Origin of the sequence: Micrococcus flavus, assembly GCF_014204815.1 — a bacterium.
Classification (GTDB): Bacteria; Actinomycetota; Actinomycetes; order Actinomycetales; family Micrococcaceae; genus Micrococcus; species Micrococcus flavus.
Genome location: NZ_JACHMC010000001.1, coordinates 1,894,373 through 1,919,827, shown reverse-complemented (window position 1 = coordinate 1,919,827; position 25,455 = coordinate 1,894,373). Strand labels below are relative to the sequence as shown.

The window sequence follows — 25,455 nt, the reverse complement described above, 5'->3', positions numbered from 1 at the left end:
ATGGTGCCCCAGGCCGGAATCGAACCGACGGCCTACCCTTTAGGAGAGGGTCGCTCTATCCAACTGAGCTACTGGGGCGCGGACCCGTGCGCCGCGGCGCATCCGGTCCGGTGGGTGAGTCTAGCCGAGGCGTTCAGCGGCGGGCTCGCGTCCCGCGGCCCCCGCGCCAGAGCATCACCGCGACGGCGACCGCGATCACGGCCAGCAGGACCCAGCGGATCAGGGTGAGCGCGGCGGCCACGCCCGTCCCGGCACCGCCCGCGGCGATCGCCTGCTCGATGGCGAGGCCCTCCCAGACGTCCACGACGGCGAACGCCACGCCCAGCGCCAGCGCGCCCCACTTCGCGGCGGCCGGGCGCAGGCGCCAAGCGCCCACCACGGCCACCGTCAGCGCCACGGCCACCGCGAAGATCACCCCGGCGGTCTTGTGCACCCAGTTGAGCTGACCCCGGGCGGCCTCGTCCATGACGCCGGTCAGCGCGGCCACATGGTCCGTGCCGTAGGACAGCATCGAGTCCGGCATCGCCAGCCCGCCGGTCAGCTGGGTCATCTGCTGCAGGACGAGCAGGTGGTAGTAGGCGCCGATGAACAGGGTGGTGCCGATCAGCGCGATCACCAGCATGGCCGGGCTGCCCTCCTGCTCCGCCGCGACGCCCAGGTCCTCCCGGGGCGAGACGTCCCGCAGGGTGGCGCGGTCGCGCCCGGCGTCGGGGGCCGCCGTCGACCCGGTGGAGGGCCCGGCCTGCGGGCGACGGTGCTTGCTGGTCTTCTTCTTGGCCACTTCGGACTCCTGGGGCGGGACGGGGATCGGCTCCATTCTCCCAGGCGGGGTCGGCGGCAGGGGAATCGGCCCCGCTGCCGTGTCCGGGCCCGCGCCTAGACTGGCCGGGCCATGGCTGACCTCTTCTCCTCCCTCGGACGCGACTCGATCCTCTCCGCCCGGACCCGCCCCGCGGATCCGGAGACGGCCCTGCCCGGGCTGGTGCCGCCGTCGGTGACGCGCGCGGCCGTGGACCCGGAGGCGGGCGCCTGGGGGGACGACGCCGGCGCGCCCGCACCGGGGCGGCTCACCCCCGCCGGGCTCGTCGAGGGGCTCAACCCCCAGCAGGCGGCGGCGGTGCAGCACACGGGCTCGCCGCTGCTGATCGTGGCCGGCGCCGGCTCGGGCAAGACCCGCGTGCTGACCCACCGGATCGCGTGGCTGCTGGCCACGGGGCGGGCCCGCCCGCACGAGGTCCTGGCCATCACGTTCACCAACAAGGCCGCTGCGGAGATGCGCGAGCGCATCGCGGGCCTGATCGGGGACACCGCCCGCCGCATGTGGATCTCCACCTTCCACTCCTCGGCGGTACGGATCCTGCGCAACGAGGCGGCCAACATCGGGCTGAAGCCCACGTTCACCATCTACGACTCGGCGGACAGCCTCCGGCTGGTCACGCAGATCGCCAAGGCGCACGACCTGGACCCCAAGCGCTTCGCCCCGAAGGCGCTGCTGAACCGCATCAGCGCGCTCAAGAACGAGCTGGTGGACGCGGACGAGCACGCCGGCACGGTGTCCTCCACGGACCCGTGGGGCCAGGCCGTGTCCGCCGTGTACCGCGAGTACACCGCGCGCCTGCGCCAGGCCAACGCGCTGGACTTCGACGACCTGATCGGCATGACCGTCCACATGTTCGAGGCGTTCCCGCGCGTGCTGGACAACTACCGCCGGCGCTTCCGCCACGTGCTCGTGGACGAGTACCAGGACACCAACCACGCGCAGTACCGTCTGATCCGCCTGCTGGCCGGCCCGGCCGGGGAGCCCGAGGGCGTGGCCACCGCCGGGGGCGAGCTGACCGTGGTGGGCGACTCGGACCAGTCCATCTACGCCTTCCGCGGCGCGGACATCCGCAACATCGTGGAGTTCGAGGAGGACTTCACGGATGCGGCCACCATCAAGCTCGAGCAGAACTACCGCTCCACGCAGACCATCCTGGACGCCGCCAACGCGGTGATCGCGAACAACCCGGACCGGCGCAAGAAGGACCTCTGGACGGCGGAGGGCGCCGGTCCACGGATCGTGGGCTACGCCGCGGAGAACGAGTCGGCGGAGGCCGAGTGGATCGCCACCACCATCGACCGGCTCCAGGACGAGGAGGGGGTCCGACCCGCGGACGTGGCCGTCTTCTACCGCACCAACGCCCAGTCCCGCGCGCTCGAGGAGCGCCTGGTCACCCGCGGCATCCCGTACCGCGTGATCGGCGGCACCCGGTTCTACGACCGCAAGGAGATCAAGGACGCGCTCGCGTACCTGCGGGTGATCGTCAACCCCGCGGACGACGTCAACACCCGCCGCATCCTCAACGAGCCCAAGCGCGGGATCGGCGACCGGGCCGAGGGCGCCGTCGCCGCGTGGGCCGAGCGGAACCGCATCCCGTTCTTCGACGCCCTGCGGGACGCCGAGCACGCCCCCGGCATGGCCGCCCGCTCGCTCAAGGCCGTGCAGGGCTTCGTGCAGATGATGGACGACCTCGCCCAGGTGGCCGAGGGCGCCGGACCCGCCACGGTGCTCGAGGCGGTCCTCGAGCAGTCCGGCATGCTCGCGGCCCTGCGCGAGTCCGAGGACCTGCAGGACGAGTCCCGTGCGGACAACCTGGGTGAGCTCGTCGCCGTCGTGCGTGCCTTCGAGACCACGACGCCGGACGGCACCCTCTCCGACTTCCTCGAGCAGGTGGCGCTCGTCGCGGACGCCGACCAGCTGCCCACGGCCGCGGACGTGGAGGGTGAGGCGCTGGCCGAGCAACAGGGCCAGGTGACCCTCATGACCCTCCACACCGCCAAGGGCCTGGAGTTCCCCGTGGTGTTCCTCACCGGCATGGAGCACGGCGTGTTCCCGCACTCCCGGTCCATGACGGACGAGAAGGAGCTGGCCGAGGAGCGCCGGCTCGCCTACGTGGGTCTGACGCGCGCGCGGGAGCGCCTGCACCTGTCCCGCGCGGAGGCCCGGTCGCTGTGGGGCCAGCACCAGTTCAATCCGCCGAGCCAGTTCCTGGGGGAGATCCCCGAGGACCTGATCCAGTGGGAGCGCGAGGGCACGGACCGCTCCGGCGGGCTGGGCTCCCTGAACGGGGCCGGCACCTCCCGCTACGCCGACCGGTTCGGCGGCTCCTCCCGTCGGGGCTCCATGTCCGGCGCGTGGGGGGACCGGGCGACGGGTGGCGGCGTCGGCGGGAACCGCCCGGCGCGCCTGACCCGCGGGGACGAGCCGGCCGACCTCACGGTGGGGTCCTCGGTGGTCCGGGGCAAGGCGCCCTCGCGCATGCAGCCGCAGAAGGAGATCGCCGCGCTGAGCCCCGGGGACCGGGTCTCCCACACCACCTTCGGCGAGGGCCGGGTGGACGCCGTGGCGGGGGCCGGGGACAAGACCGTGGCCACCGTGACGTTCCTCGAGTCGGGGGCCCAGAAGCGGCTGCTCCTGCGGTACGCGCCGCTGACGCGCATCGAGGGCTGACAGGGCGGCGACCGGCCCGCCCGTCTTGGACCGTCGGGCCTCGGATCCGCCTGCTCGCGTGGTCTAGAGTGGCCAGCGGAGCGCCGCCGTCCGCCGCCCGGTCCTGCCCTCGGCACGGCCCCGGCCGCGGACACGCGGCGCCGGCGTCGGCACGGCCTCCCCGCGGTGCCGGCAGGAAATTGTCTTCGACCAAGAAGGACATACACCGTGGACCTGTATGAGTACCAGGCGCGCGATCTGTTCGAGAAGCACGGTGTGCCCGTGCTCGCCGGCATCGTCGCGGAGACCCCCGAAGAGGCCAAGGCCGCTGCGGAGAAGATCGGCGGCGTCACCGTCGTCAAGGCGCAGGTGAAGGTCGGCGGCCGCGGCAAGGCCGGCGGCGTCAAGGTCGCCAAGACCGCCGACGAGGCCTACGAGCATGCCCAGGCCATCCTCGGCATGGACATCAAGGGCCACACCGTCCACAAGGTCATGATCGCCGAGGGCGCCGACATCGCCGAGGAGTACTACTTCTCCGTGCTGCTGGACCGCGCGAACCGCACCTACCTGGCCATGTGCTCCGTCGAGGGCGGCATGGAGATCGAGCAGCTCGCCGTCGAGCGTCCCGAGGCCCTCGCCAAGGTGCCCGTGTCCGCGCTGACCGGCATCGACGCCGAGACCGCGCAGAAGATCGTCGCCGAGGCGAACTTCCCGGAGGAGCTGCGCGCCGACGTCGCCGACGTCATCGTGAAGCTCTGGGACGTCTTCGAGAAGGAGGACGCCACCCTCGTCGAGGTGAACCCGCTGGTGAAGACCGGCGACGGCACGATCCTCGCCCTCGACGGCAAGGTCTCCCTCGACGACAACGCGGAGTTCCGCCAGGAGGGCCACGCCGCCCTCGTGGACAAGGCCACCGAGGACCCGCTCGAGGCCAAGGCCAAGGCCAACGACCTCAACTACGTCAAGCTCGACGGCCAGGTCGGCATCATCGGCAACGGCGCCGGCCTCGTCATGTCCACCCTGGACGTCGTCGCCTACGCGGGCGAGAAGCACGGCGGCGTCAAGCCCGCCAACTTCCTGGACATCGGCGGCGGCGCGAACGCCGAGGTCATGGCTGCCGGTCTCGACGTCATCCTGGGCGACGAGCAGGTCACGTCCGTGTTCGTGAACGTCTTCGGCGGCATCACCGCGTGCGACGCCGTCGCCAACGGCATCGTCAAGGCCCTCGAGATCCTGGGCGACGCCGCCACCAAGCCGCTCGTGGTGCGCCTCGACGGCAACAACGTGGAGGAGGGCCGTCGCATCCTGAACGAGGCCGGCCACCCGCTCGTGACCCTGGCCGCCAGCATGGACGAGGGCGCCGACAAGGCCGCCGAGCTCGCCCACTCCGCGAACTGAAGCTTCGGAAAGACGAGGGAAGACTGACATGTCCATCTACCTGAACAAGGACTCCAAGGTCATCGTCCAGGGCATTACGGGCGGCGAGGGCACCAAGCACACCCGCCTGATGCTCAAGGCCGGCACGAACATCGTGGGCGGCGTGAACGCCCGCAAGGCCGGCACCACCGTGTCCCACGAGGACAAGGACGGCAACGCCGTCGAGCTGCCCGTCTTCGGCTCCGTGGCCGAGGCCATGCAGGAGACCGGTGCGGACGTGTCCGTGGCCTTCGTGCCGCCGGCCTTCGCCAAGGACGCCGCGATCGAGGCCATCGAGGCCGAGATCCCGCTGCTCGTGGTCATCACGGAGGGCATCCCGGTGCAGGACTCCGCCGAGTTCTTCGCCCTGTCGCAGTCGAAGACCGGTGCGGACGGCAAGCCGAAGACCCGCATCATCGGCCCGAACTGCCCCGGCATCATCACCCCGGGCGAGGCCCTCGCGGGCATCACCCCGGCCACCATCACGGGCTCCGGCCCCATCGGCCTCGTGTCCAAGTCCGGCACGCTGACCTACCAGATGATGTACGAGCTGAACGACTTCGGCTTCTCCACCGCCATCGGCATCGGCGGCGACCCGGTGATCGGCACCACCCACATCGACGCCCTCGAGGCGTTCGAGGCCGACCCGGACACCCAGGCCATCGTCATGATCGGTGAGATCGGCGGCGACGCCGAGGAGCGCGCGGCCGAGTTCATCAAGGCCAACGTGACCAAGCCGGTCGTGGGTTACGTGGCGGGCTTCACCGCCCCCGAGGGCAAGACCATGGGCCACGCCGGCGCCATCGTCTCCGGCTCCTCGGGCACCGCCCAGGCCAAGAAGGAGGCCCTCGAGGCCGCGGGTGTGAAGGTCGGCAAGACCCCGTCCGAGACCGCGCAGCTGATGCGCGAGATCCTGCAGGGCCAGGCCTGAGCCTGAGCCGTCCCTGATCGGCGGGCCTGACACCGCTGATCACTTCGGGGGCGAAACCGGGTGTCGTTCTCATGGAACGGCGCCCGGTTTCGCCCCCGAAGTGCGTGGAGAGGGGCGGGGTCGTCAGCCGACGCTGCCGCCGACCAGCAGGCCGAGCACGTACGTGACTGCCGCCGCGCCGTAGCCGATGGCCAGCTGGCGCAGGCCGCGCCAGAGCGGCGAGGACCCGGAGAGCAGGCCCACCACGCCGCCGGTGAACAGCAGGGCCAGGCCCACGAGGACCGCGGAGAGGGCGAGCGCGGGGCCGCCGGTCATGCCGAACAGGTAGGGCAGGATCGGGATGAGCGCGCCGGAGGCGAAGAAGAGGAAGCTGGACAGGGAGGCGCCCCAGGCCGAGCCGATCTCCGCGTACGACTCGGAGTGGTCCACCGGCCCCTGGGAGCCGTCGGGCCGCGCGGAGAACGCGGGATTGCAGTCGCAGGAGAGGTAGCCGAGGCGCTCGAGGGCCCGGTGCTTGGCGTCCTCGGGCTTCATGCCGCGGGCCAGGTAGACCAGCTCGAGCTCGTTGCGGTCGATGTCCAGGTGCTCCGCGGCCTCGAGCGTGACCTGGGTGGGGGAGGAGGCCTCGAGCAGCTCGCGCTGGGAGCGCACGGACACGTACTCGCCGGCCGCCATGGACAGCGCTCCGGCCAGCAGGCCGGCCACGCCGGTGAACAGCACCACGGAGGGGGCCGCCCCGGTGGCGCCGATGCCCATCACGAGCGCCAGGTTGGACACGAGCCCGTCGTTCATGCCGAACACGGCGGCGCGGAAGGACCCGGCGAGCTGCTCGCGGCCGCGGGAGGCCAGGCCGCGGACGACCTCCTCGTGGATCTGCTCGTCCGCGGCCATCCACTCGGTGGCGTCCTGGTCCTTCGCATACGGGTTGTCCGACTCGGCCCGCTGGGCGAGGGCCAACACGAACACGGACCCGAACACGCGGGCCAGGGCGCGCAGCAGGATGCGGTGCGCGGACGGACGCGGCGGGTTCGCGGCGTGCGGGCCGAGCAGGCGGCGCCAGTGCTCCTCGTGCCGCTCCTCGGCCTGGGCCAGGCCGAGGAGCACGTCCCGCTCCACACCGTCCTTGCGGGCGGCGATGTCCCGGTAGATCTGCCCCTCGGCGATCTCGTCGGCGAGATACCGCCGCCATCGGCGGATCTGTTCCCGGGAGGGTTCGACGCCGGGGCGTCCGGGACGGTCGACGGCGGTGCTCATGGTGCCTCCGGAGCGGATGGTGGGGCGGGCGCGGCGCCGCGTGCGGCTGGCGGGGCCGGGCGGACGGGGAGGACGGGTGCGCGGCCGCCCGTGAGGCCACGCCCGGGGGCCGATGATACCGCCGCCGCCCGGACCGTGGCTGGATAGCATGAGGCGCATGATCGCGCAGAGCAGCCCGGGTCCCGCCGGCGAGGCCGACGCGGACGCCCCGGTGCGCCGGCCGTGGGAGGACCGCCTCCTCGACGGCGGACGCGAGCCGGACCCCCGCTTCACGCTGGCCAACGAGCGCACCTTCCTGGCGTGGATCCGCACGTCCCTGGCCCTGCTGGCGGGCGGCGTGGCGGTGGAGGCGTTCACGGGGGAGATGTTCCCGCCGACCGTGCGCCTCACCCTCAGCGCCCTGCTGCTGGTGGTCGGCGCGCTGCTCGCCCTCGGAGCCGGTGTCCGCTGGCTGCGCGTGGAGCGGGCCATGCGGAACGCGCGGCCGCTGCCCCTCCCGCTGATCGTGCCGGTGCTGGCCGGCGCCGTGGTGGTGGGCACGGTGGTGCTGCTGGCCGCGACGATCGCCCGGATGGGCTGACCGTGCCCCGCCGAGTCCCCGGCGTCCCGCTGCCGAGGCCGGCCCCGCCGGGCGGCCACGCGGACCCCGGGCTGCAGCCCGAGCGCACGGTGATGAGCTGGGGGCGCACCGTGCTCGCCCTGCACGTGACCGCCCTGATGTTCGTCCGCTGGTACTCCGAGGTCGGCGTGTGGGCGTTCGCACCCGCCGCCCTGGCCGCCCTGGTGGGCGCGGCGATCATGCTGGGCCAGCGCCGCCGGTACGGGCACCAGTCCGCGGGCATCACGGACGAGCGGGTCCGGCCGGCGTGGCGGACGGCGGCGGGCATGGTCGCGTTCGTGGTGGCGCTGTCCTGCCTGGGCCTGACGGCCATGGCCGCGCTGCTCCTCTCGGGGGCGCCGCTGTGACCGTCGCGGGTGGGGGCGCGGCCAGTACGCTGTGACGCATGACTCAGCACCGCCCCGCCCCCGCCGCCCCGCGCCACGCCGCCGAGGACGCCCCGCACCGCGCCGACGTCGTGGTCCTGGGCCACGGCCTGGCCGGGCTGGTGGCCACGTGCGAGCTGCTCGAGGCCGGGCGCCGGGTGGTGCTCGTGGACCAGGAGCGCGCCGGGGACCTGGGCGGCCAGGCCTGGTGGAGCTTCGGCGGCCTGTTCCTGGTGGACTCCCCGGAGCAGTGCCGGCTGCGCGTGCGGGACTCCGTGGACCTGGCCTGGCGCGACTGGCAGGACACCGCCGGCTTCACCGACGAGGACGTCCTGCCGCGGGCCTGGGCCGAGGCGTACGTGCACTTCGCGGCGGGGGAGAAGCGGGCCTGGCTCGCCGAGCGCGGGCACCGGCTCTTCCCGGTGGTCGGCTGGGCGGAGCGCCGCGTCCCCGACGCGTTCGGCGGCGGCCCGGGCGTGGGCGGCAACTCGGTGCCCCGGTTCCACATCACGTGGGGCACGGGCGTGGGCATCGTGGAGCCGTTCGCCCGCGTGGTCGAGCGCGCGGCCTTCGACGGCCGCCTCACCTACCTGCCCCGCCACCGGGTGACGGAGCTGATCACCCAGGACCGCGCCGTCGTCGGCGTCCGGGGCGAGCGCCTGGCCGACGACGACGGCGCCCGCGGCACCGCGTCCTCCCGGCAGGCGGTGGGCGGGTTCGAGGTGCGGGCCCAGGCGGTGCTGGTGGCCTCCGGCGGCATCGGCGCGGACCACGAGGCGGTGCGAGCCGTGTGGCCCGAGCGCCTGGGGACCGCCCCGCAGCGCATGCTCTCCGGCGTCCCGGCGTACGTGGACGGCTCCGGCATCCGCGCGGCGAAGGAGGCCGGCGCCCACGTGCTGCACCCGGACCGCATGTGGCACTACACGGAGGGCGTGGCCAACTGGGACCCGGTGTGGCCCGGCCACGGCATCCGCATCCTGCCCGGCCCCAGCTCCCTGTGGCTGGACGCCGCCGGCCACCGTCTGCCGCACCCGCGGTGGCCCGGGTTCGACACCCTCGGCACCCTGGGCGAGATCCGCCGCGGCGCGGGGGTGGGCCGGCACGGCGGGGGCGCCGAGCACACGTGGTTCGTGCTCAACGAGCGGATCATCGGCAAGGAGTTCGCCCTGTCCGGGTCGGAGCAGAACCCGGATCTGACCGGCCGGTCGGCGCGTCAGGTGCTCGGCCGTGTCACGCAGGACATCCCCGCCCCGGTGCGGGCGTTCCTGGACCATGGCGAGGACTTCGTCCGGGCCCACACGGTGGAGGAGCTCGTCACGGAGATGAACGCCCTGATCGAGCGCTCCGGCTGGGCCGAGGCGCCGCGCGTGGACCTGGCGGCCGTGCGGGAGGCCGTGGCCGAGCACGAGGCCGGTGCCGCGGCCGCGGGCGTGGACCCGCAGGTGGACGCCGTGCGGCGAGCCCGTCAGTACCTGGGGGACAAGCTCGTCCGGGCGGTGCCCCCGCACCGGCTCACGGACCCCGCGGCGGGGCCGCTCGTGGCGGTGCGCCTGCGCACCCTCACCCGCAAGACGCTCGGCGGACTGCACACGGACCTCAGCGGCCGGGTCCTGGACGAGCTCGGCGGCCCCGTCCCCGGGCTCTACGCCGCGGGCGAGGCCGCCGGGTTCGGCGGCGGCGGCATGCACGGCTTCCGCTCGCTCGAGGGCACGTTCCTGGGCGGGTGCCTCTTCAGTGGGCGCACCGCGGGCCGGTCCCTGGCCGCCGACGTCGCCTGAGGGTCAGTCGGTGGCGTCGACGCCGTCGCGCTCCGGGTGCGGGCCGAACACGAAGTGCCGGCCGGAGACGGACTCGACGTCCACCTTCACGTAGAAGTCCTTGAGCGTCGGGACCCACGGCCGGATGCCGAGGGACTCGGCCTCGGCGATCTCCGCCTCCGTCTCGAGGCGGCGGGCGGTGCCGTGCACGAGCACGGACCAGGCCTGGTCGGAGAGGATGCCGTCCGCCTGGAGGACCACGGTGGGGTTGACGGTCAACTCGGCGAGCTTGGAGCCGGGCGCGGTGCGGAAGTAGACGGCACCCTCGTGGGTGCGGATGTTCACGGGCACGATGTCCGGACTGCCGCCCACGGCCAGGCCGAGGCGGGCGTGGCGGACGCCGCCGAGCAGCCTCCAGATCTGCTCGTCCGTCAGGGCGAGCACCGGCTCGCCGTCCGGGTGCGGGAACATCGAGGTGTCCCCCACGGCGGGGTCGGGGCGCTGCATCGAGGGGGTGGTGTGCTCGGTCATGGGGCGACCTCCCGGGTCTCGTCGGTGTCGGTGGTGTCCCCCACATTCTGTCCCGCCGCGCGGTGCGCGGCCAGGCCCGCCAGCACGGCGTGGGCGGTCGGGGCCTCCCGGTCCGGCCCCACGGCCAGCAGGTGGCGCGCCAGGTGCGGTGGCGTGGCGGGGGCGGGGCCGGCGTCGTCGGCGGCGGTCAGCGTGCCCCCGGCGCGGGCCACGAGGAGCTGCCCGGCGGCCACGTCCCACGGGTTCGTGTCCACCGCGAGCGTGGCGTCCGCCCAGCCGGCCGCGGTGAAGGCGAGCTCGAGCGCTCCGGACACGGTGCGCCGGACCGTGGCGTACGCGTCCACGAGCTCCGCGAACCGGCGCAGCGCGTCCTCGCCCTCGCGGCGCAGGGCCTCCGCCGCCGGGTAGGAGGTCACCAGGTTGAGTGCGCGCTCGCCGCCCGCGGGGGCGGCGCGCAGGGGCAGGGGTGCCTCGCCGAGCCACGCGCCGGCGTCGTCCGCGGAGAACTCGAGGCCGTTGGCCGGGTCCAGCACGACGCCGGCCACCACCTCCCCGTCCACCTCGGCGGCGATCGAGACGGAGAACATCGCGAAGCCGTGGGTGAAGTTGGAGGTGCCGTCGATCGGGTCCACGATCCACCGCACGCGGGGGGCGGCGCCGGCTTCCGGCGCGGTGTCGGTAGGCGAGGCGACGGTCGTGCCGGTCTCCTCGCCGAGCACCGCGCTGCCCGGCACCGCCGCGGTGAGCGCGGCGATCAGCGCCTCCTCCGTGGCACGGTCGTGCTGGGTGACGAGGTCATGGTGGTTGCGCTTGGTGGTGGCGGCGGCGTCGGGGGTGCGGAACGCCGCGGCCAGGGCCGGAGCCACCGCGCGGGCGGCCTCGAGGGCGATCCGGCGCAGCGCGGCGGGGGAGGGGGACGTGGAGGCGGTCGGCGCGGACCCCGCTGCGGCGGTCATGCGGTCAGCCTACGCGCGGGGGCGGGTCATGACGGGCGGCTCAGTAGTGACGCAGTTCCGACTCCAGGGAGCCGTGGAAGACGAGCCCACGCACGCTGCGCCGTCTTGGCGACTCGACGGGGAGGAGCGTCTCGCACCCCGCGGCCTCCACCATCTGCTCCTGGAGGCCCGTGTCGATGAGGACGAACTCTCCCAGGAACCGTGCCGCCCGCTCGGGGTCGGCCGTGACGTGGGCCGCGAGCACCTCGTCCGTGAGACCGAGCAGGCGCAGGTCGACGGAGAGGTCCTCGAGGACCCCCTCCAGGCGGACGAGATCGGCGAGCGTGCATTCGGCGAGCGCTCGGCGGGACTCCCAGGACATCGCTCCGGCGGTCGGGGGCGTGGCGCCGCCGATCCCACGCAGCCCCTCCACGAGGGCGATCGGCACCCTGGCGCGGTCGAGGGCCTCCTGAGCCTTCGCGACGACGGCCCAGCGGGTCACCTCGACGAGGTAGTCCTGGTTGGCCGGGTCGAACAGGATCAGGCCGATGTGGTCGGTCACTGCGCCGGCCGCGTCGGCGGCGGCCTCGGTCAGGGCCGACCACTCCTCCGGACGACGGGAGTCGAACTGGCGGGCGAGTCCGGGGTGTGGCGCCATGGCGTCCCAGAGCGAGAGGGGCGTGCGGCTCATCTCACACACACGCAGGGCACGCTCCAGGGGGCCGTCGGGGTGGATGCGGCGGCCGTGGTGGCGACGGAGCGTCGGGACGAGTGGCTGGTGCGCCCAGATGCGGCACGGCCCTTCGACCAGCGCCTCCTCGGCGACCTCCAGGCCCTGACGGGCGGCGTCGACCCGCTTGAAGAGCTGTGGTGGCAGGGGGGAGCAGGAGGCCGCGGCGCGCGTGATGGCTCCTGAGGCCACGGCGGATCCGCCCGCCTCGTCTGACGGTGGAGCGACCCGGCTCGCGGATTCTGCACTGTAGGGGGCGAGCGCGTCAGTCAGTGCCTCGTAGTGCCGCTCTGCGGACTCGATGGAGATCTCCTGCAGTGCGCTGATGGCCTGGACCGCGAGGGTCTCGTGGTCCCACAGCCAATGCAGCGGGTCGAGGAGGAGCTCGAAGGAGCGGTCTGCGGCGGCCAGCTGCTCGAGGAGCCGGACGCCCTCGTCGGCCGACCCCGCCCCGGCCTGGACGATGACGACCGCCGCTTCCTCGAACGTCTCCGGCGGGATCGAGGAGATGTCGCGCAGGAGCGTGTGGTCCCAGTAGTGCTCCATCAGCTGGAGACCACGCACCCAGCAGTGGACGGAGCGGAACAGAGCCAGAGGATGGCGTTCGAGGAGGTCGCACGCGTCGCGATGGGCCCGGCAGTACGTCGCGGTGGGACCGTGACGCCGACCAGCCACCGTCCTCTTCTGCCTGCCGGTGGCGGCGACGCGACTCGACTCTGAGGACGATGACGGCGGCCAGGGCCACGCCGCGGTGTGTTCGAGCACTGCGAGTGCGTGAGCGGCCCTGTCGGGGGCTCGCAGGGTGAGCCGACGGGGGACGGCCACCGCGTCGTCATCTTCGCCGCACAGAAGGTCGATGGCGGAGTCCACCCCGACGACGTCTCCGTCCTGGACAGCCGTGGTGGCGACGTCCGTCAGGGTTTCCAGGTCCTCCCTGAGATCCGAGTCCTCCAGCCTGTCGAGAGCCGTCTCCAGCGCCTCGACAGCGGCTCGCGCCGCAGCGGCCTCCCCGGAGGTGCAGAGCCGGCCGAACGCGAGCGCCTCGTCCTCCACCTGACGGGTCAGAGCGACGATCTGCTCCAGAGCCGGCTCCTCGTCGATCAGGTCGTCCCAATGGGAGAGGAAGCCGGAGCGCCGGCGGCTCACCTTCAGCTCACGCAGCAGGCCCTCGGTCGGAGCGATGAGGCGCCACATCGGGGCACCCTCGTCCGGATCCCGGCCGACGTCGAATCGGACCGAGGGGACCGCATCCTCATGGGCCGCCTCGGCCCTCGCCTCCAGGACACGTAGCCTGTTCACCCCGTATAGCAGGTCGGCCCACTCATGGGCTCGCTCGAGCACGAGCTCGCGGCGCTGAACGTCGTCATCCATCATTGTGAGGTCCTCCACGGGGTGCGGTCGATGGTCTGAAGTGTGCGCGGCGTGACGCCTCGGGGGCCAGCCGCGCACGAGTGCCGAACCCCTCGGCGCCGGTGACCTGCCTCCGCGAACGGACTCCGGGCGTGCTCTTCCCCTGCAGGATCATGAATGCGTGTCCTCTCGTGCGTGATACTGGTGCCATGTCCGCGCCCTCCGCCTCCGCCGCCGCCCAATCCGGTCCCGCCCGTCGCCAGCGCCTGGCCACGGACGGCGGGCCCACCACCGCCGAGAACCTCGCCACGCACCTCCAGGAGTCCTGGAACCGCTGGCACCGCTCCCGGGCCCTGAAGAAGGGCTACGTGCCCACGCTCATGGCGTTCACGGGCTACGGCAGCACCTCGTGGGTGCGGATCCTCTCCCGCGTGGTCATCGCGAACGACGCGGACTTCCTCAACGGCCGCCGCCTCTCCAAGGTCGTCGCGGACGGCGTCCACGGCTGGCGCAACTTCGTGGCCCCGCCCATGGCCTACGCGCAGGTGCAGGTGCAGGTGGGCGACCTCACGACCACGGTGCGCGCGGACCGGATGGGCGTCGTCGACGTCGTCCTGGACGTGGACCTCGAGCCGGGGTGGCGCACCGCGACCCTCTGCGTGGGCGGCGAAGAGGAGGTCACCATGGACCTCTACATCACCTCGCCCGAGGCGAAGGTCGGTCTGGTCTCCGACATCGACGACACCGTGGTGGTCACCTCCCTGCCGCGCCCGCTGCTGGCGGCGTGGAACTCGTTCGTGATCGACGAGCACGCCCGCACGCCCACCCCCGGCATGGCCGTGCTCCTGCGGCGCATCGCCGAGGCCGAGCCGATGGCGCCGGTCATCTACCTCTCCACGGGCGCGTGGAACGTGGCGCAGACCCTCACCCGCTTCCTCGGCCGCAACCTGTACCCGCTGGGCGCGCTGCTGCTCACCAGCTGGGGCCCCACGAAGGACCGCTGGTTCCGCTCCGGCCAGGAGCACAAGGTCACCCAGCTCGAACGCCTCGCCCAGGAGTTCCCGGACATGCAGTGGATCCTGGTGGGCGACGACGGCCAGCACGACCCCGAGATCTACGCCGACTTCGCCACGAAGCACCCGGAGAAGGTCAAGGCGATCGTCATCCGCCAGCTCACCCCCTCCGAGGCCCTGCTCGCAGGCGGCCGCGCGGAGGACACCCGCCACTCCACCCCGGGCATCCCGTGGTGCTACGGCCCGGACGGCGCCGCCCTGTCCAACCAGCTGGAGGAGCTGGGCATCCTGCCCGTGGACTTCGTGGACGTCCACCCCGAGGGCTGGCTCGAGGACATCCTCGGCGAGGACGAGGCCGCGAAGGCCGCCCGTGCCGGTCGTCAGGGAACCGGCGATCACGCCCTGCCCGGCACCGGCGCCGATCAGGACCAGGCCCGGGACGTGGACGTCTCGGCCCAGTCCTGAAGACGGACGGGGCACGGGCATGAGCGGCACGACGACGCACGGCGCCTCCGGCGGGGACGGCGCCGGCCGGTGGGTGGAGGTCCGCGTCCCGCTGCGCTGGGCGGACATGGACGCCTACGGGCACGTGAACAACATCGCCGTGGTGCAGGTGCTGGAGGAGGCCCGCGTCGCCGCCTTCGGGGTGCCCGCGAACACGGGTGCCGGCGGCGGCGGGACCGCCCCGATCGACCTGCTCGAGGGCGTGGCTCCCGGCGTGCGGACGTTCGTCTCCGAACACACCGTGAAGTACCGCGCGCAGATGCCGTACCGGCCGGTGCCGCTGCGGGTGCGCGTCGGCGTCGCCGCGGTGAAGGCGGTGTCCGTGGAGGTGCGCTACGAGCTCTACGACGGCGTGGACGACACCCTCTGCGCCACCGCCGCCTCCGTGATGGTGTTCGTGGACGGCGACACCGGCCGCCCCGTGCGGCTCACCGCGAAGCAGCGGGCGGCGCTGGCGGGCTGACCGGGGCGGAGCGACACTCCGCCGGGTCCCCCCGGCCGACCGACCCCCTGCGACATCCCCGCCGGTCGGAACGGCGGTGATGTCGCAGGGGCTCGGCCAGGTGTGACGCGCGGGGCCAGGGATCAGACGATGCCCTGCGCGAGCATCGCGTCGGCCACCTTGATGAAGCCGGCGATGTTCGCACCGGTCACGTAGTTGCCCGGCGTGCCGTACTCCTCCGCGGTCTCCACGCAGCGGTCGTGGATGTCGCGCATGATCTTCTCGAGGCGCTCGTGGGTGTAGTCGAAGTCCCACGAGTCGCGGGACGCGTTCTGCTGCATCTCGAGTGCGGAGGTGGCCACGCCGCCGGCGTTGGCGGCCTTGCCCGGGCCGAACAGCACGCCGGCCTCGAGGAACAGCTCGGTGGCCTTCTCCGTGGTGGGCATGTTGGCGCCCTCCGCCACGGCCTTGACTCCGTGCTCCACCAGGCCCTTGGCTGCGGCCTCGTCCAGCTCGTTCTGGGTGGCGCACGGCAGCGCCACCGTGCCCTCCACGTCCCACACGGAGCCGCCGGCCACATAGCGGGCGGCGCCGCCGCGGCGCTCCGCGTATTCGGAGATGCGGCCGCGCTCGACCTCCTTGATCTGCTTGAGCAGCTCCAGGTCCAGGCCGGCGGGGTCCACCACGTAGCCCGCGGAGTCCGAGGCGGTCAGCACGGTGGCACCCAGGGCGGCGGCCTTCTCCGCGGCGTAGATGGCCACGTTGCCGGAGCCGGAGATCAGGACCTGCTGGCCGTCCATGGACTCGCCCCGCGTGCGGAGCATGGAGTCGGCGAACATCACGGCGCCGTAGCCGGTGGCCTCGGTGCGCACGAGCGAGCCGCCCCAGGTCAGGCCCTTGCCGGTGAGGACGCCGGCCTCGAAGCGGTTGGTCAGGCGCTTGTACTGGCCGAACATGTAGCCGATCTCGCGGCCGCCCACGCCGATGTCGCCGGCCGGCACGTCCGTGTGCTCGCCGATGTGGCGGTGCAGCTCCGTCATGAAGGACTGGCAGAAGCGCATGACCTCCCCGTCGGAGCGGCCGGCCGGGTTGAAGTCGGAGCCGCCCTTGCCGCCGCCGATCGGCATGCCGGTCAGGGCGTTCTTGAAGATCTGCTCGAAGCCCAGGAACTTGATGATGCCCAGGTACACGGAGGGGTGGAAGCGCAGGCCACCCTTGTACGGACCGAGCGCCGAGTTGAACTCCACGCGGAAGCCGCGGTTGACCTGCACCACGCCGGCGTCGTCCACCCACGGGACACGGAAGATGATCTGGCGCTCGGGCTCGCACATCCGGTGCAGGATGCCGGCCTCCACGTACTGCGGGTGGCGCTCCACCACGGGGTCCAGGGCTGCGAACACCTCGGACACTGCCTGGTGGAACTCGGCCTCGCCGGGGTTGCGTGCGAAGACCTGGTCGCGCAGGGTCTCGAGGGCCTGATGCATGGGATTACCTCCACTCGTCGGACGCCCCGTGCTGGGGACGTCGTCGGTCCGTGTGAGGCACGGGTGCGTCCGTCGGGGCGAGGGGGCCCGTGCCCGGCGACGCTGCCGTGACCCCCGGGGACGGGGACATCGGTGCCAGTGTGGCAGGCCGTGTTCCGCCTCCGGCGAATGTGACCTGCACGACCCCCGCGGAGCAGGCCGCGGCCGTGGCCGACCGTCCCGCCCCGCTCAGGAGGGGGAGGACTCGGTGTCCACGCTCGCCTGCTGCGCGTCGTTGTACCGGGACCCGGCCACGGTGGCGTGGTTCACGAGGGCGTCGAGGCGCGCGACGTCGTCGGCAGTCAGGCGGACGGTCTGCCCGTCGCGGTCCTCGGTCCAGTGGTCCCAGGACGTGGTCCCCGGGATGGCGACGACGTCCTCGCCCCGGGCGAGGACCCACGCGACGGCGAGGGACGCCGTCGTGGTGCCGAGACGGCGGGCCTCCTCGGCGAGGCGCTCCCGCAGGGCGAGGTTGGACGGCCAGGCGGGCTCCTGGAACCGCGGCATGCGGTGGCGCATGTCCTCCTCCGGGCGGCCGTCCACCGGACGGTCGGGGTCCGGGGTCAGGCCGCCCTTGGAGGCCAGCAGCACCCGCTCGCGGGCGGCCGGACCGAGCCGCCGCAGGGCGCGGCCCACGAGCTCCTCGCTGCGGCCTCCGCCGTAGAGGGTGGCCGTGTCCAGGTGGTCCGTGCCGTCCTCCACCACGCGCACCAGCAGGTCCTCGGCCTCGGCCTCCGACGGGAAGCCGGAGTAGCCGTGCACGAGGTTCATGCAGCCCAGGCCCACGGGGCGGACGGTGCGTCCGGCGAGGCGGCGCGGGGAGGACGGGTCGAGGACGTCGGAGGCGGTCATGGCCCCGACCCGAGGGTGTGCCCGCGGCTCAGCCGAGCACGCGGCCGGCGCGGCCGGCCAGGGACCCGGGCATGTCCAGGAAGCGCCGGGCCAGCTCGCCGCGGCGGCGGCGCTGGATGTGGACCGCATGTGCGTAGTGGTCCAGGAGCTGCTCGCACAGCACGGGCCAGGTGCGCCCCTGCATGGACGCCCACGCGGCCTCGGCGAACGCGTCCCGCTTGGCGTCGTCGTAGACCAGGTCCGCCACCTGGGCCCGCATCTCGTCCAGGCGGCCGGGCTCGTAGATCCACCCGGTGCGGGAGGAGCCCACGATGTCCAGGGGGCCGCCGCGGCCCACCGCCACCACGGGCACCCGGGACGCCATGGCCTCCTGCAGGGTCTGGCCGAACGTGTCCGACTCCCCGGGGTGGACGAACAGGTCCAGGCTGGCCACGTGGCGGGCGAGGTCCTCCCCGCCCTGGAACCCGGCGAAGTGCGCGCCCGGCAGCTGCCGCTCGAGCTGCTCGCGCAGCGGGCCGGAGCCGATCACCACGAGGCGCGTGCCGGGCAGGTCGGACAGCACGGCCAGGTCCTGCACCTGCTTCTCGTGCGCGAGCCGGCCCACGAACCCGATCAGCCGCTCGCCGCGCGGGGCGAGCTCGGCGCGCAGGGCCTCGTCCCGTTTGGCGGGGTGGAAGCGCTGGGAGTCCACGCCGCGGCCCCACAGGTGCACGCGGCGCACGCCCACGCGGTGCAGCTGGCGCAGCGTGAAGGAGGACGGCGCGAGCGTGAGGGTGGCGGTGTTGTGCAGGCGCGTCACGTGGTTCCACAGCACGTCCTCGAGCCACGGGGCGCCGTACTTCGCGGCGTAGCGCGGCACCTCGGTCTGGTACACCGCCACCGAGGGGATCCCCAGCTCTTCGGCCGCCTGCACCGCGCGCCAGCCCAGCACGAACGGGGAGGCGATGTGCACCACGTCCGGGCGGAACCCGGACAGGAGACCACGCAGGCGGGCCACCGTCCCGTAGGCCACGCGGACCGAGGAGTACCCGGACATCGGCACGGACGGCAGGGCCACCACGGGGAACCCCCCCACCTCGGTCGGCGCCTGCCCGGCGCCGCCGCGCTGGGTCCAGCCGGCGGTCCACGAGGCGGCCGGGGCGATCACGATCGCCTCGTCCCCTCGCGAGCGCAGGTGCTTGAGGACCTGGAGGACGGAGTTGGTCACCCCGTTCATGTGGGGCAGGAACGACTCGGCGATCACGGCGACGCGCATGGCCCCGACGCTAGGGGCGGCAGGCCACGGCGCGGTCAGGGGCGGGCGACCCGCCGGTGGCACGGCGGTGAACTCTCGGTGCCGGACGACGTCGGCCCGGTCCGGTGGGCGCCTCCGCGCCAGGTGGCACCATAGACGGGTGAACCCCCGCGTCCCGAGCCTGCTGCGCCCCGTGCCCCTGCCCCTGTGGCTCCAGGGGGTGGTGGAGGCGCTCGTCACCGCGCTGACGAGCCTGGCCGCGGTCCTCGTGCCCACCCTGCTGGTGTGGGTCACCGGCGGGTTCTCCAGCACCCGCATCGAGGACGTCGTCCAGACCGGAGGGGCCCTCTGGCTGGGTCTGCACGCGGTGCCCGTCACCGTCACCACCCCGTTGCCCGCCGCCGACGCGCAGGCGCTGGTCAGCACCGTCTGGATGGTCCCCTGGGGCCTGACCCTGCTGCCCGCCTGGCTCAGCTGGCGGGCGGGGCGGCGGCTGGCCCGCGCGTCGTACCGGGACCAGGCGTGGCAGGCGCTCGCGGGGGCGGTGACCGCGTACGGGGCGGTCGCGCTCACCTGCGCGATGCTGCCGGGCGCGGACCGGATCACCGTGTCCCCGTGGCCGGGGGTCCTGCTGCCGTGCCTGCTGTTCACGGCGGCCGCCCTGGCCGGCGCACGCCGGGAGGCCGGGACGTGGGCGCACCTGATCGGCCTGGACATGACGGAGCGGATCGCCCGGCGCTCCCAGTACGAGCGGTGGGCCGGCACCTACGCGTGGGCGCTCGTCCGGGCCGCCGGCGTCGCTCTGGCCGGGCTCGTGGCCCTCAACGCGCTGCTCGTGGTGGTGACCCTGGCCGTGCACTGGGCGCCCGTGGTGCGGGCGCAGCAGATGGTCGACGCCGGCCCCGTCGGCGGCCTGATGCTCGCCCTGCTGGAGATCGGCTGGCTCCCGACCTTCACGGCGTGGGCCCTCGCGTGGACCGCGGGTCCGGGCTTCCGGGTGGGCTCGGACAGCCTGTACTCGGTGTTCGGCGCCCATCCGGCCCCGGTGCCGGCGCTGCCCGTGCTCGAGGCGCTGCCGGCCACGTGGCAGCCGTGGTTCCCCGTGCTCGTCCTCGTGCCCGTGGCGGCCGGGGCACTCGCAGGCTGGTGGCTGCTGCGGGAGGGGGAGAACCATCTCGACGACTGGCTCGCCGGCCGGATGGACGCCCGCTGGGCCTCGCTCGCCCTCTCCACCCTCGCCCAGTCGCTGCTGCTGGGCCTGCTGACGGCGGTGGCCCTGGTGGTCCCGCTCGCCCTCACGCAGGGCACCTTCGGGGTCGGCACGCTCGCGCAGGTCGGCTCCTCGGTGCTGCCGGTGTGCCTCGCGGTGGCCGGGTGGACCGCGCTGGGGTGCGCGATCGGCTACCTCGTGGCGCTCGCCGTGATGGACCGTCCGGTGCGGGCCGGGCGCACCCTCACCCTGCCGTTCTCGGGGTCCCGCGCCGCCCGCGGCGAGGCCGACGGCCAGGACCGCCGCCTCCGCCTGCCGACCCTGGGCGCGGGCCGGAGCGGCGTCGGGTCCACCGCCGTCGGGCGGGAGGACGGGGACGTGGAGGACGACGACGAGAGCACCCTCGGGGACGCGACGGCCGGTCCGGACGAGGCCCCGGTGCCCTCCGCGGCCCGTGGGGCGGAGCGGATCGAGGGGCGGCGGGAGGTCCCGACGGAACGGCGGGCGCCCACGGGAGCCGGATGGTCCGCCCGGCCCCTGCGGGTGCCGCGGGCCCGGCCGCGGCGCACCCGGGACTGACCCGGCCCGCGGGCGGATCCCCGGCGGGAGGACTCAGCCCCCCAGCTGGGCGATTCCGGTGCGCTCCTCGACCACCCGGGTGAACTCCCGGGCGCACTCCTGCTGGGCGCGGACGGTCACCGCCGAGCCGTTGCACCGCTCGAACGCGGCGGTCTCGTTCCACAGCAGCGCCGGGAGGAGGCCCACCGTGAGGCCCACGAGGGCCAGGGCGGACCCGGCGCCGGCTGCGGCGCGGGACGTCCCCGAGCGGTCCACGCCGCGGGAGCCGGTCCACACGAGCACGCCCAGCACGAGGGCCACGACCGCCAGGGCGGGGGAGACGAGCTTCCACGGAAGCGCCAGCATGAACGTGAGCACCATGCCCAGCAGCGCCGCGGACTGCCACAGCAGACGGCGCCCCACGCGGGTGCGTGCCGGGTCCTCGCCGTCGGGGCGGCGGGCCGGCGGGGTCACGGGAGGGGGCGGGGTCGCGGACACCCCCTCACCCTACGATGGGTGCCATGCGCATCCTCGCCCTCGTCTCCGGCTCCGGCACCAACCTCCAGGCGGTCCTCGACGCCGTCGCCTCCGGGGCGCTGCCCGTGGAGGTCGTGGCGGTCGGCTCGGACGTCCCCGGGGCCCAGGGTCTGGCCCGCGCCGAGGCCCACGGGATCGAGACCTTCACCGTGGTCCCGGGCGACCACGCCTCCCGTGCGGAGTGGGACGCCGCGCTCGCGGACGCGATCGCCGCCCGCGAGCCGGACTGGGTGGTGTGCTCCGGGTTCATGCGGATCCTCGGCGCCCCCGTCCTGGAGCGCTTCGCCGGGCGGATCGTCAACACGCACCCGGCCCTGCTGCCGTCCTTCCCCGGCGCCCACGGCGTGCGGGACGCCCTGGCCCACGGGGTGAAGGTCACCGGCTGCACGGTGCACCTGGTGGACGCCGGCGTGGACACCGGCCCGATCCTGGCCCAGGCGGCCGTGCCCGTCCTGGACACGGACACCGAGGAGGTGCTCCACGAGCGCATCAAGGTGCAGGAGCGGGCCCTGCTGCTGCGCGTGCTCGGCGAGCTCGCCGCCGGCCGCCCCTGACCCCCTGAGGACGACGACGCCCCCTCCCCGGGCGGGGAGGGGGCGAGGGCCCGCCGGGCCTCCTCGTCGTTCTTCGCGCGGATCTGGGCGGGCAGGATGATCGCGTCCACGATCCACCAGACGAACCACACGCCCAGCGGGATGAAGCCGATCAGCAGCCAGGTGGTGGCCGTGCCGCCCCAGAACAGCACGAGCTGGACGACGCCCGTGAGCCACTTCCCCACGTACATGCGGTGCACGCCCAGGTGACCGAGGAAGAACCACAGCAGGTATCCGATCAGCGTGTTCCGGGACTGCTGGACGACGACGGTGGGCGGGACCGGGTGCGGACGGGAGGGCTGGGTCATGGCTCCACGGTACGTCCCGGCCGGCCGTCCCGGGGCGGGTTCACCGCCCGGCGGAGCCGGGGACGTCCTCTCAGTCCTCGGCCACCTCGAGCGCGCGTCCGCGGGTCTCCGGGGCCCACGCGAACATCACGGCCACGGCCAGCAGCACCAGGACCGCGGTCACGGCGAAGGCGCCCGGCAGGCCCAGGGCCGGCACCAGGGTCCCCACGAAGAACAGGGGCCCCAGGCCCGCGCCCACGCGGGACGCCGCGGAGGCCCAGCCGAAGCCGGAGGCGCGCAGCGTCGTCGGGTACAGCTCGGAGACGTACGTGTAGAGCACGGGGATGGCGATCTGCACGACGAACCCGTACGCCAGCACGAGCGGGAGGGCCGCCCCCGGCACGCCCAGGACGGAGGCCAGCCACACGAGCAGGCTCGCGGCGACGACGGCGCTCACCCCCAGCAGCCACCGTCGGCCGGTGACCTCGACCAGGACCGCCGAGACCACCACGCCGACGAGGCCCGCGGCGGCCATGCCGGAGGTGGTGATGAACGCGCGGGACTGCTCGAAGCCCGCCTCGATGAGGAACGTGGGCAGCCACTGCAGGGCGATGTAGTAGATCAGCATGATCGCCACGAACAGCAGCCAGGCGGCGGCGGTGATGCGCGGGGAGAAGCGCCAGACGGCGGCCAGCTGGGAGGTCAGGGCGCTGCCGGCGCCGGACCGGCGCGGTTCCACGGCGGGCATCACGTAGTCGCGGCGTTCCGCTCCGGTGCGCTCCACCATGCCGTCGATCACACGGCGGGCGTCCACCTCCCGGCCGCGGCTCATCAGGTACAGTGGGGACTCGGGGATGCCGAGGCGGACGAGGAACACGAGCAGGGCGGGCAGGACCATGGCCAGCAGCGGCAGGCGCCAGTCACCCCACGTGCCCACGAGCCAGGCCGAGACCACGCCGCACAGGGCGGCGCCGATCGGCCACCAGCCGTCCATGGCCGTCAGCACCCGGCCGCGCAGCCGCTTCGGGGTGAACTCCCCGACGAGGGCGTAGTCCACGGGGATGGTGCCGCCGAGACCGATGCCCGCGAGGAAGCGGAACACGGCGAACCACAGCAGGGAGTCCGTGAGCGCGCCGGCCAGGGTGAAGACGGAGAAGATCAGCAGCGTCCACGTGAAGGCCGCCTTCCGGCCGATCCGGTCCGCGATGGTGCCCCACACGAACGCCCCGACGGCCATGCCGATCAGGTTGGCGGTGCCGATCCAGGCGGCGTCCGCCCTGGACAGTCCCCATTCCTCGGTCAGCAGCGGGATCATGACGCCGTTGAGCGTCACGTCCCACGCGTCGAACATGAAGCCGAGGCCGCCGATGAGGAAGATGCGGCCCTGGACGGACCAGCGCCAGGGCAGCTCCTGGACCACGGTCTCGCCGGTCACGGCGGGCGCGGCGGGGGAGGGGCGGGCGGACGAGGACACGAGGGGGCCTCCGAGCGGCGGGCCCGCGGGAGTCCGGGCCGGTCACCGGCCATTATGCGCCGCCGTCCGCCTAGACTGGTCCGCGGCCTGCGGAAGGCGCCCGCGCACGTGCCGTGCCGTGGCGCGCACCGCGTTCGACCCGCGTGAAGGAGCCCCCGTGTCCTCTGCCCAGCCCGCCACCACCGTCCTGGACGAGGTCCCCCTGAAGCGGGCCCTCATCTCCGTGTACGACAAGACCGGGCTGGAGGAGCTCGCCACGGGCCTGCACGCCGCGGGCGTCTCCCTCGTGTCCACCGGCTCCACCGCGCAGCGCATCGCCGCGGCGGGGGTGCCCGTCACCGAGGTCGCGGACGTCACCGGGTTCCAGGAGTGCCTGGACGGGCGCGTGAAGACCCTGCACCCGCGCGTGCACGCCGGCATCCTGGCGGATCGCCGTCGCGAGGACCATGTGGCGCAGCTGGCCGACCTCGAGGTGGAGCCCTTCGACCTGGTCGTCGTCAACCTCTACCCGTTCGTCGACACGGTGCGCTCGGGGGCGGACGAGGACGCCGTCGTCGAGCAGATCGACATCGGCGGGCCCTCCATGGTGCGCGCCGCCGCGAAGAACCACGCGTCGGTCGCCGTCGTGGTGGACCCGGCCCGCTACGGGGACGTGGTGGCCGCCGCCCAGCGCGGCGGGTTCGACCTGCGCACGCGCCGGCGCCTGGCCTCGCTGGCCTTCGCGCACACGGCCTCGTACGACAACGCCGTGGCCGCATGGACCGCGGCCCACTTCGGGGACGACGACGCCCCGGCCGCCCCCGTCTTCCCGCCCTACGCGGGCTTCGCGCTCGAGCGCGCCGAGACCCTGCGCTACGGCGAGAACCCCCACCAGCCCGCGGCGCTGTACGTGGACCGGGAGGCCGCCCCGGGCGTGGCCCAGGCCGAGCTGCTGCACGGCAAGGCCATGAGCTACAACAACTACGTGGACGCCGACGCCGCCGTGCGCGCCGCGTTCGACCACGCCGCCCCTGCCGTCGCGATCGTCAAGCACGCCAACCCGTGCGGTGTGGCCGTGGCCGCCGAGGGCGAGGACGTGGCCGTGGCCCACGCCAAGGCCCACGCGTGCGACCCCGTGTCTGCGTTCGGCGGCGTGATCGCCGCCAACCGCCCCGTCACCCGCGCCATGGCCGAGCAGGTCCAAGGCATCTTCACCGAGGTGGTGGTGGCGCCCTCCTTCGACGCCGACGCCCTCGAGGTGCTCACCGCCAAGAAGAACCTGCGCCTGCTGGCCCTGCCCGAGGGCTTCGCGCAGGACGGGGTGGAGGCCAAGCAGGTCTCCGGCGGCATGCTCCTGCAGATCGCCGACGCCGTGGACGCCGACGGCGACGACCCCTCGACCTGGACCCTCGCCGCCGGCGAGGCCGCGGACGAGGCCACGCTCGCCGACCTGGCCTTCGCGTGGCGCGCGGTGCGCGCCGCCAAGTCCAACGCGGTCCTGCTGGCGCACGACGGGGCGACGGTCGGCGTCGGCATGGGCCAGGTCAACCGCCTGGACTCCTGCCGCCTGGCTGTGGAACGGGCCAACACCCTGGGCGCCGCGCAGACCGGCGGCCAGGACGTGACCACCGCCGGCGGCGCGGCGAACGTGTCCGGCGCGGGCGCTCCGGAGCGGGCCCGCGGCGCGGTCGCCGCCTCGGACGCGTTCTTCCCGTTCGCGGACGGCCTGCAGATCCTGATCGACGCCGGCGTGCGCGCCGTCGTCCAGCCGGGCGGCTCCGTCCGGGACGAGGAGGTCGTGGCCGCGGCGGAGGCCGCCGGGATCACGATGTACCTCACGGGGGCGCGGCACTTCTTCCACGGCTGACCCCTCCCGGGTGCCCGACGCGGGG

The 25,455-nt window shown here is 73.9% G+C and carries 22 protein-coding genes, 1 tRNA gene and 1 pseudogene; 12 read left to right on the top strand and 12 right to left on the bottom strand.

Annotated features, from left to right (window positions below):
• Position 1: 1 nt before the first annotated feature.
• A tRNA-Arg gene (locus BJ976_RS08905) sits at positions 2 to 78 on the bottom strand.
• A 55-nt stretch (positions 79 to 133) separates the two neighbouring features.
• Positions 134 to 781 carry a hypothetical protein gene (locus BJ976_RS08900; protein WP_135030006.1) on the bottom strand — a complete coding sequence of 216 codons (648 nt, stop codon included), beginning with the start codon at positions 779 to 781 and terminating at the stop codon, positions 134 to 136.
• A gap of 111 nt (positions 782 to 892) precedes the next feature.
• On the opposite strand from BJ976_RS08900, the gene pcrA reads away from it, so the two are divergent.
• From pcrA to sucD, 3 genes are all read left to right on the top strand, one after another.
• Positions 893 to 3,490: a DNA helicase PcrA gene (gene pcrA / locus BJ976_RS08895; protein ID WP_135030008.1), complete on the top strand. Its 2,598-nt coding sequence runs from the start codon at positions 893 to 895 to the stop codon at positions 3,488 to 3,490.
• Between the two features lie 207 nt (positions 3,491 to 3,697).
• Positions 3,698 to 4,867 carry an ADP-forming succinate--CoA ligase subunit beta gene (sucC, locus tag BJ976_RS08890; RefSeq protein ID WP_135030010.1) on the top strand — a complete coding sequence of 390 codons (1,170 nt, stop codon included), beginning with the start codon at positions 3,698 to 3,700 and terminating at the stop codon, positions 4,865 to 4,867.
• Positions 4,868 to 4,895: 28 nt separating this feature from the next.
• On the top strand, positions 4,896 to 5,816 hold the full coding sequence (gene sucD / locus BJ976_RS08885; protein WP_135030012.1) for a succinate--CoA ligase subunit alpha: 921 nt from the start codon (positions 4,896 to 4,898) through the stop codon (positions 5,814 to 5,816).
• 123 nt (positions 5,817 to 5,939) lie between these two features.
• Here the strand turns inward: sucD and BJ976_RS08880 are convergent, their stop codons facing one another.
• Positions 5,940 to 7,070 carry a VIT1/CCC1 transporter family protein gene (locus BJ976_RS08880; protein ID WP_135030014.1) on the bottom strand — a complete coding sequence of 377 codons (1,131 nt, stop codon included), beginning with the start codon at positions 7,068 to 7,070 and terminating at the stop codon, positions 5,940 to 5,942.
• Between the two features lie 157 nt (positions 7,071 to 7,227).
• On the opposite strand from BJ976_RS08880, the gene BJ976_RS08875 reads away from it, so the two are divergent.
• The 3 genes from BJ976_RS08875 to BJ976_RS08865 are packed head-to-tail and all read left to right on the top strand — an operon-like array spanning position 7,228 to position 9,832.
• Positions 7,228 to 7,650, top strand: a complete 423-nt coding sequence (locus tag BJ976_RS08875; RefSeq protein ID WP_135030016.1) for a YidH family protein — start codon at positions 7,228 to 7,230, stop codon at positions 7,648 to 7,650.
• A 2-nt stretch (positions 7,651 to 7,652) separates the two neighbouring features.
• On the top strand, positions 7,653 to 8,036 hold the full coding sequence (locus BJ976_RS08870) for a DUF202 domain-containing protein (protein ID WP_229667226.1): 384 nt from the start codon (positions 7,653 to 7,655) through the stop codon (positions 8,034 to 8,036).
• Positions 8,037 to 8,074: 38 nt separating this feature from the next.
• A complete protein-coding gene (locus BJ976_RS08865; protein ID WP_135030019.1) occupies positions 8,075 to 9,832 on the top strand; it encodes an FAD-binding dehydrogenase in 1,758 nt (585 codons plus the stop codon).
• 3 nt (positions 9,833 to 9,835) lie between these two features.
• Here the strand turns inward: BJ976_RS08865 and BJ976_RS08860 are convergent, their stop codons facing one another.
• From BJ976_RS08860 to BJ976_RS08850, 3 genes are read right to left on the bottom strand one after another with little or no spacing between them, the layout of a single operon-like run.
• Positions 9,836 to 10,342 (bottom strand): pyridoxamine 5'-phosphate oxidase family protein, encoded by a 507-nt coding sequence (locus BJ976_RS08860; protein WP_135030021.1) that lies wholly within the window; start codon positions 10,340 to 10,342, stop codon positions 9,836 to 9,838.
• Positions 10,339 to 11,298 (bottom strand): inositol monophosphatase family protein, encoded by a 960-nt coding sequence (locus tag BJ976_RS08855; RefSeq protein WP_135030023.1) that lies wholly within the window; start codon positions 11,296 to 11,298, stop codon positions 10,339 to 10,341. Before BJ976_RS08855 ends, BJ976_RS08860 begins: the two co-directional genes overlap by 4 nt.
• 40 nt (positions 11,299 to 11,338) lie before the next feature.
• Positions 11,339 to 13,381, bottom strand: a complete 2,043-nt coding sequence (locus BJ976_RS08850; RefSeq protein ID WP_135030025.1) for a hypothetical protein — start codon at positions 13,379 to 13,381, stop codon at positions 11,339 to 11,341.
• 185 nt (positions 13,382 to 13,566) lie between these two features.
• Between BJ976_RS08850 and BJ976_RS08845 the strand changes: the two genes are divergently transcribed.
• Together BJ976_RS08845 and BJ976_RS08840 are read left to right on the top strand one after the other, a co-directional pair.
• On the top strand, positions 13,567 to 14,835 hold the full coding sequence (locus tag BJ976_RS08845) for an App1 family protein phosphatidate phosphatase (protein WP_135030027.1): 1,269 nt from the start codon (positions 13,567 to 13,569) through the stop codon (positions 14,833 to 14,835).
• A 19-nt stretch (positions 14,836 to 14,854) separates the two neighbouring features.
• Positions 14,855 to 15,337: an acyl-CoA thioesterase gene (locus BJ976_RS08840; protein ID WP_135030029.1), complete on the top strand. Its 483-nt coding sequence runs from the start codon at positions 14,855 to 14,857 to the stop codon at positions 15,335 to 15,337.
• A 122-nt stretch (positions 15,338 to 15,459) separates the two neighbouring features.
• Here BJ976_RS08840 and gdhA read toward each other — a convergent pair whose 3' ends face one another.
• The 3 genes from gdhA to BJ976_RS08825 all read right to left on the bottom strand — a co-directional run bounded on the left by gdhA (position 15,460) and on the right by BJ976_RS08825 (position 18,946).
• On the bottom strand, positions 15,460 to 16,800 hold the full coding sequence (gene gdhA, locus BJ976_RS08835; RefSeq protein ID WP_135030031.1) for an NADP-specific glutamate dehydrogenase: 1,341 nt from the start codon (positions 16,798 to 16,800) through the stop codon (positions 15,460 to 15,462).
• 228 nt (positions 16,801 to 17,028) lie between these two features.
• Positions 17,029 to 17,691, bottom strand: a complete 663-nt coding sequence (locus BJ976_RS08830) for an aldo/keto reductase (protein WP_135030033.1) — start codon at positions 17,689 to 17,691, stop codon at positions 17,029 to 17,031.
• A gap of 28 nt (positions 17,692 to 17,719) precedes the next feature.
• Positions 17,720 to 18,946, bottom strand: a complete 1,227-nt coding sequence (locus BJ976_RS08825; RefSeq protein WP_135030035.1) for a glycosyltransferase family 4 protein — start codon at positions 18,944 to 18,946, stop codon at positions 17,720 to 17,722.
• A gap of 139 nt (positions 18,947 to 19,085) precedes the next feature.
• On the opposite strand from BJ976_RS08825, the gene BJ976_RS08820 reads away from it, so the two are divergent.
• Complete coding sequence (locus BJ976_RS08820) at positions 19,086 to 20,714, top strand: cell division protein PerM (protein ID WP_184231845.1); 1,629 nt, start codon at positions 19,086 to 19,088, stop codon at positions 20,712 to 20,714.
• Between the two features lie 33 nt (positions 20,715 to 20,747).
• On the opposite strand, the gene BJ976_RS08815 is transcribed toward BJ976_RS08820, so the two are convergent.
• Positions 20,748 to 21,191, bottom strand: a complete 444-nt coding sequence (locus tag BJ976_RS08815) for a hypothetical protein (RefSeq protein ID WP_135030037.1) — start codon at positions 21,189 to 21,191, stop codon at positions 20,748 to 20,750.
• A 23-nt stretch (positions 21,192 to 21,214) separates the two neighbouring features.
• Between BJ976_RS08815 and purN the strand changes: the two genes are divergently transcribed.
• Complete coding sequence (gene purN / locus BJ976_RS08810; RefSeq protein ID WP_135030039.1) at positions 21,215 to 21,784, top strand: phosphoribosylglycinamide formyltransferase; 570 nt, start codon at positions 21,215 to 21,217, stop codon at positions 21,782 to 21,784.
• A 96-nt stretch (positions 21,785 to 21,880) separates the two neighbouring features.
• A complete protein-coding gene (locus BJ976_RS12055) occupies positions 21,881 to 22,033 on the top strand; it encodes a hypothetical protein (protein ID WP_229667218.1) in 153 nt (50 codons plus the stop codon).
• On the opposite strand, the pseudogene BJ976_RS12255 reads toward BJ976_RS12055, so the two are convergent.
• A pseudogene (locus tag BJ976_RS12255) lies at positions 21,985 to 22,131 on the bottom strand (NINE protein); the annotation flags it as partial. The gene BJ976_RS12055 and the pseudogene BJ976_RS12255 sit on opposite strands and share 49 nt — an antisense overlap.
• Positions 22,132 to 22,201: 70 nt before the next feature.
• On the bottom strand, positions 22,202 to 23,584 hold the full coding sequence (locus BJ976_RS08800; RefSeq protein ID WP_135030041.1) for an MFS transporter: 1,383 nt from the start codon (positions 23,582 to 23,584) through the stop codon (positions 22,202 to 22,204).
• Positions 23,585 to 23,741: 157 nt separating this feature from the next.
• On the opposite strand from BJ976_RS08800, the gene purH reads away from it, so the two are divergent.
• Positions 23,742 to 25,430 (top strand): bifunctional phosphoribosylaminoimidazolecarboxamide formyltransferase/IMP cyclohydrolase, encoded by a 1,689-nt coding sequence (gene purH / locus BJ976_RS08795; RefSeq protein ID WP_135030043.1) that lies wholly within the window; start codon positions 23,742 to 23,744, stop codon positions 25,428 to 25,430.
• Positions 25,431 to 25,455 lie beyond the last annotated feature (25 nt).

Excerpts from the sequence above, each read along its gene's own strand:
- sucD (WP_135030012.1), top strand. The coding sequence starts at position 4,896 with ATGTCCATCTACCTGAACAAGGACTCCAAGGTCATCGTCCAGGGCATT.
- BJ976_RS08880 (WP_135030014.1), bottom strand. The coding sequence starts at position 7,070 with ATGAGCACCGCCGTCGACCGTCCCGGACGCCCCGGCGTCGAACCCTCC.
- BJ976_RS08855 (WP_135030023.1), bottom strand. The coding sequence starts at position 11,298 with ATGACCGCCGCAGCGGGGTCCGCGCCGACCGCCTCCACGTCCCCCTCC.
- gdhA (WP_135030031.1), bottom strand. The coding sequence starts at position 16,800 with ATGCATCAGGCCCTCGAGACCCTGCGCGACCAGGTCTTCGCACGCAAC.
- BJ976_RS08865 (WP_135030019.1), top strand. The coding sequence starts at position 8,075 with ATGACTCAGCACCGCCCCGCCCCCGCCGCCCCGCGCCACGCCGCCGAG.
- BJ976_RS08860 (WP_135030021.1), bottom strand. The coding sequence starts at position 10,342 with ATGACCGAGCACACCACCCCCTCGATGCAGCGCCCCGACCCCGCCGTG.
- BJ976_RS08830 (WP_135030033.1), bottom strand. The coding sequence starts at position 17,691 with ATGACCGCCTCCGACGTCCTCGACCCGTCCTCCCCGCGCCGCCTCGCC.
- BJ976_RS08825 (WP_135030035.1), bottom strand. The coding sequence starts at position 18,946 with ATGCGCGTCGCCGTGATCGCCGAGTCGTTCCTGCCCCACATGAACGGG.
- purN (WP_135030039.1), top strand. The coding sequence starts at position 21,215 with ATGCGCATCCTCGCCCTCGTCTCCGGCTCCGGCACCAACCTCCAGGCG.
- BJ976_RS08850 (WP_135030025.1), bottom strand. The coding sequence starts at position 13,381 with ATGATGGATGACGACGTTCAGCGCCGCGAGCTCGTGCTCGAGCGAGCC.
- pcrA (WP_135030008.1), top strand. The coding sequence starts at position 893 with ATGGCTGACCTCTTCTCCTCCCTCGGACGCGACTCGATCCTCTCCGCC.
- BJ976_RS08840 (WP_135030029.1), top strand. The coding sequence starts at position 14,855 with ATGAGCGGCACGACGACGCACGGCGCCTCCGGCGGGGACGGCGCCGGC.
- BJ976_RS08845 (WP_135030027.1), top strand. The coding sequence starts at position 13,567 with ATGTCCGCGCCCTCCGCCTCCGCCGCCGCCCAATCCGGTCCCGCCCGT.
- BJ976_RS12055 (WP_229667218.1), top strand. The coding sequence starts at position 21,881 with ATGATCGCGTCCACGATCCACCAGACGAACCACACGCCCAGCGGGATG.
- BJ976_RS08875 (WP_135030016.1), top strand. The coding sequence starts at position 7,228 with ATGATCGCGCAGAGCAGCCCGGGTCCCGCCGGCGAGGCCGACGCGGAC.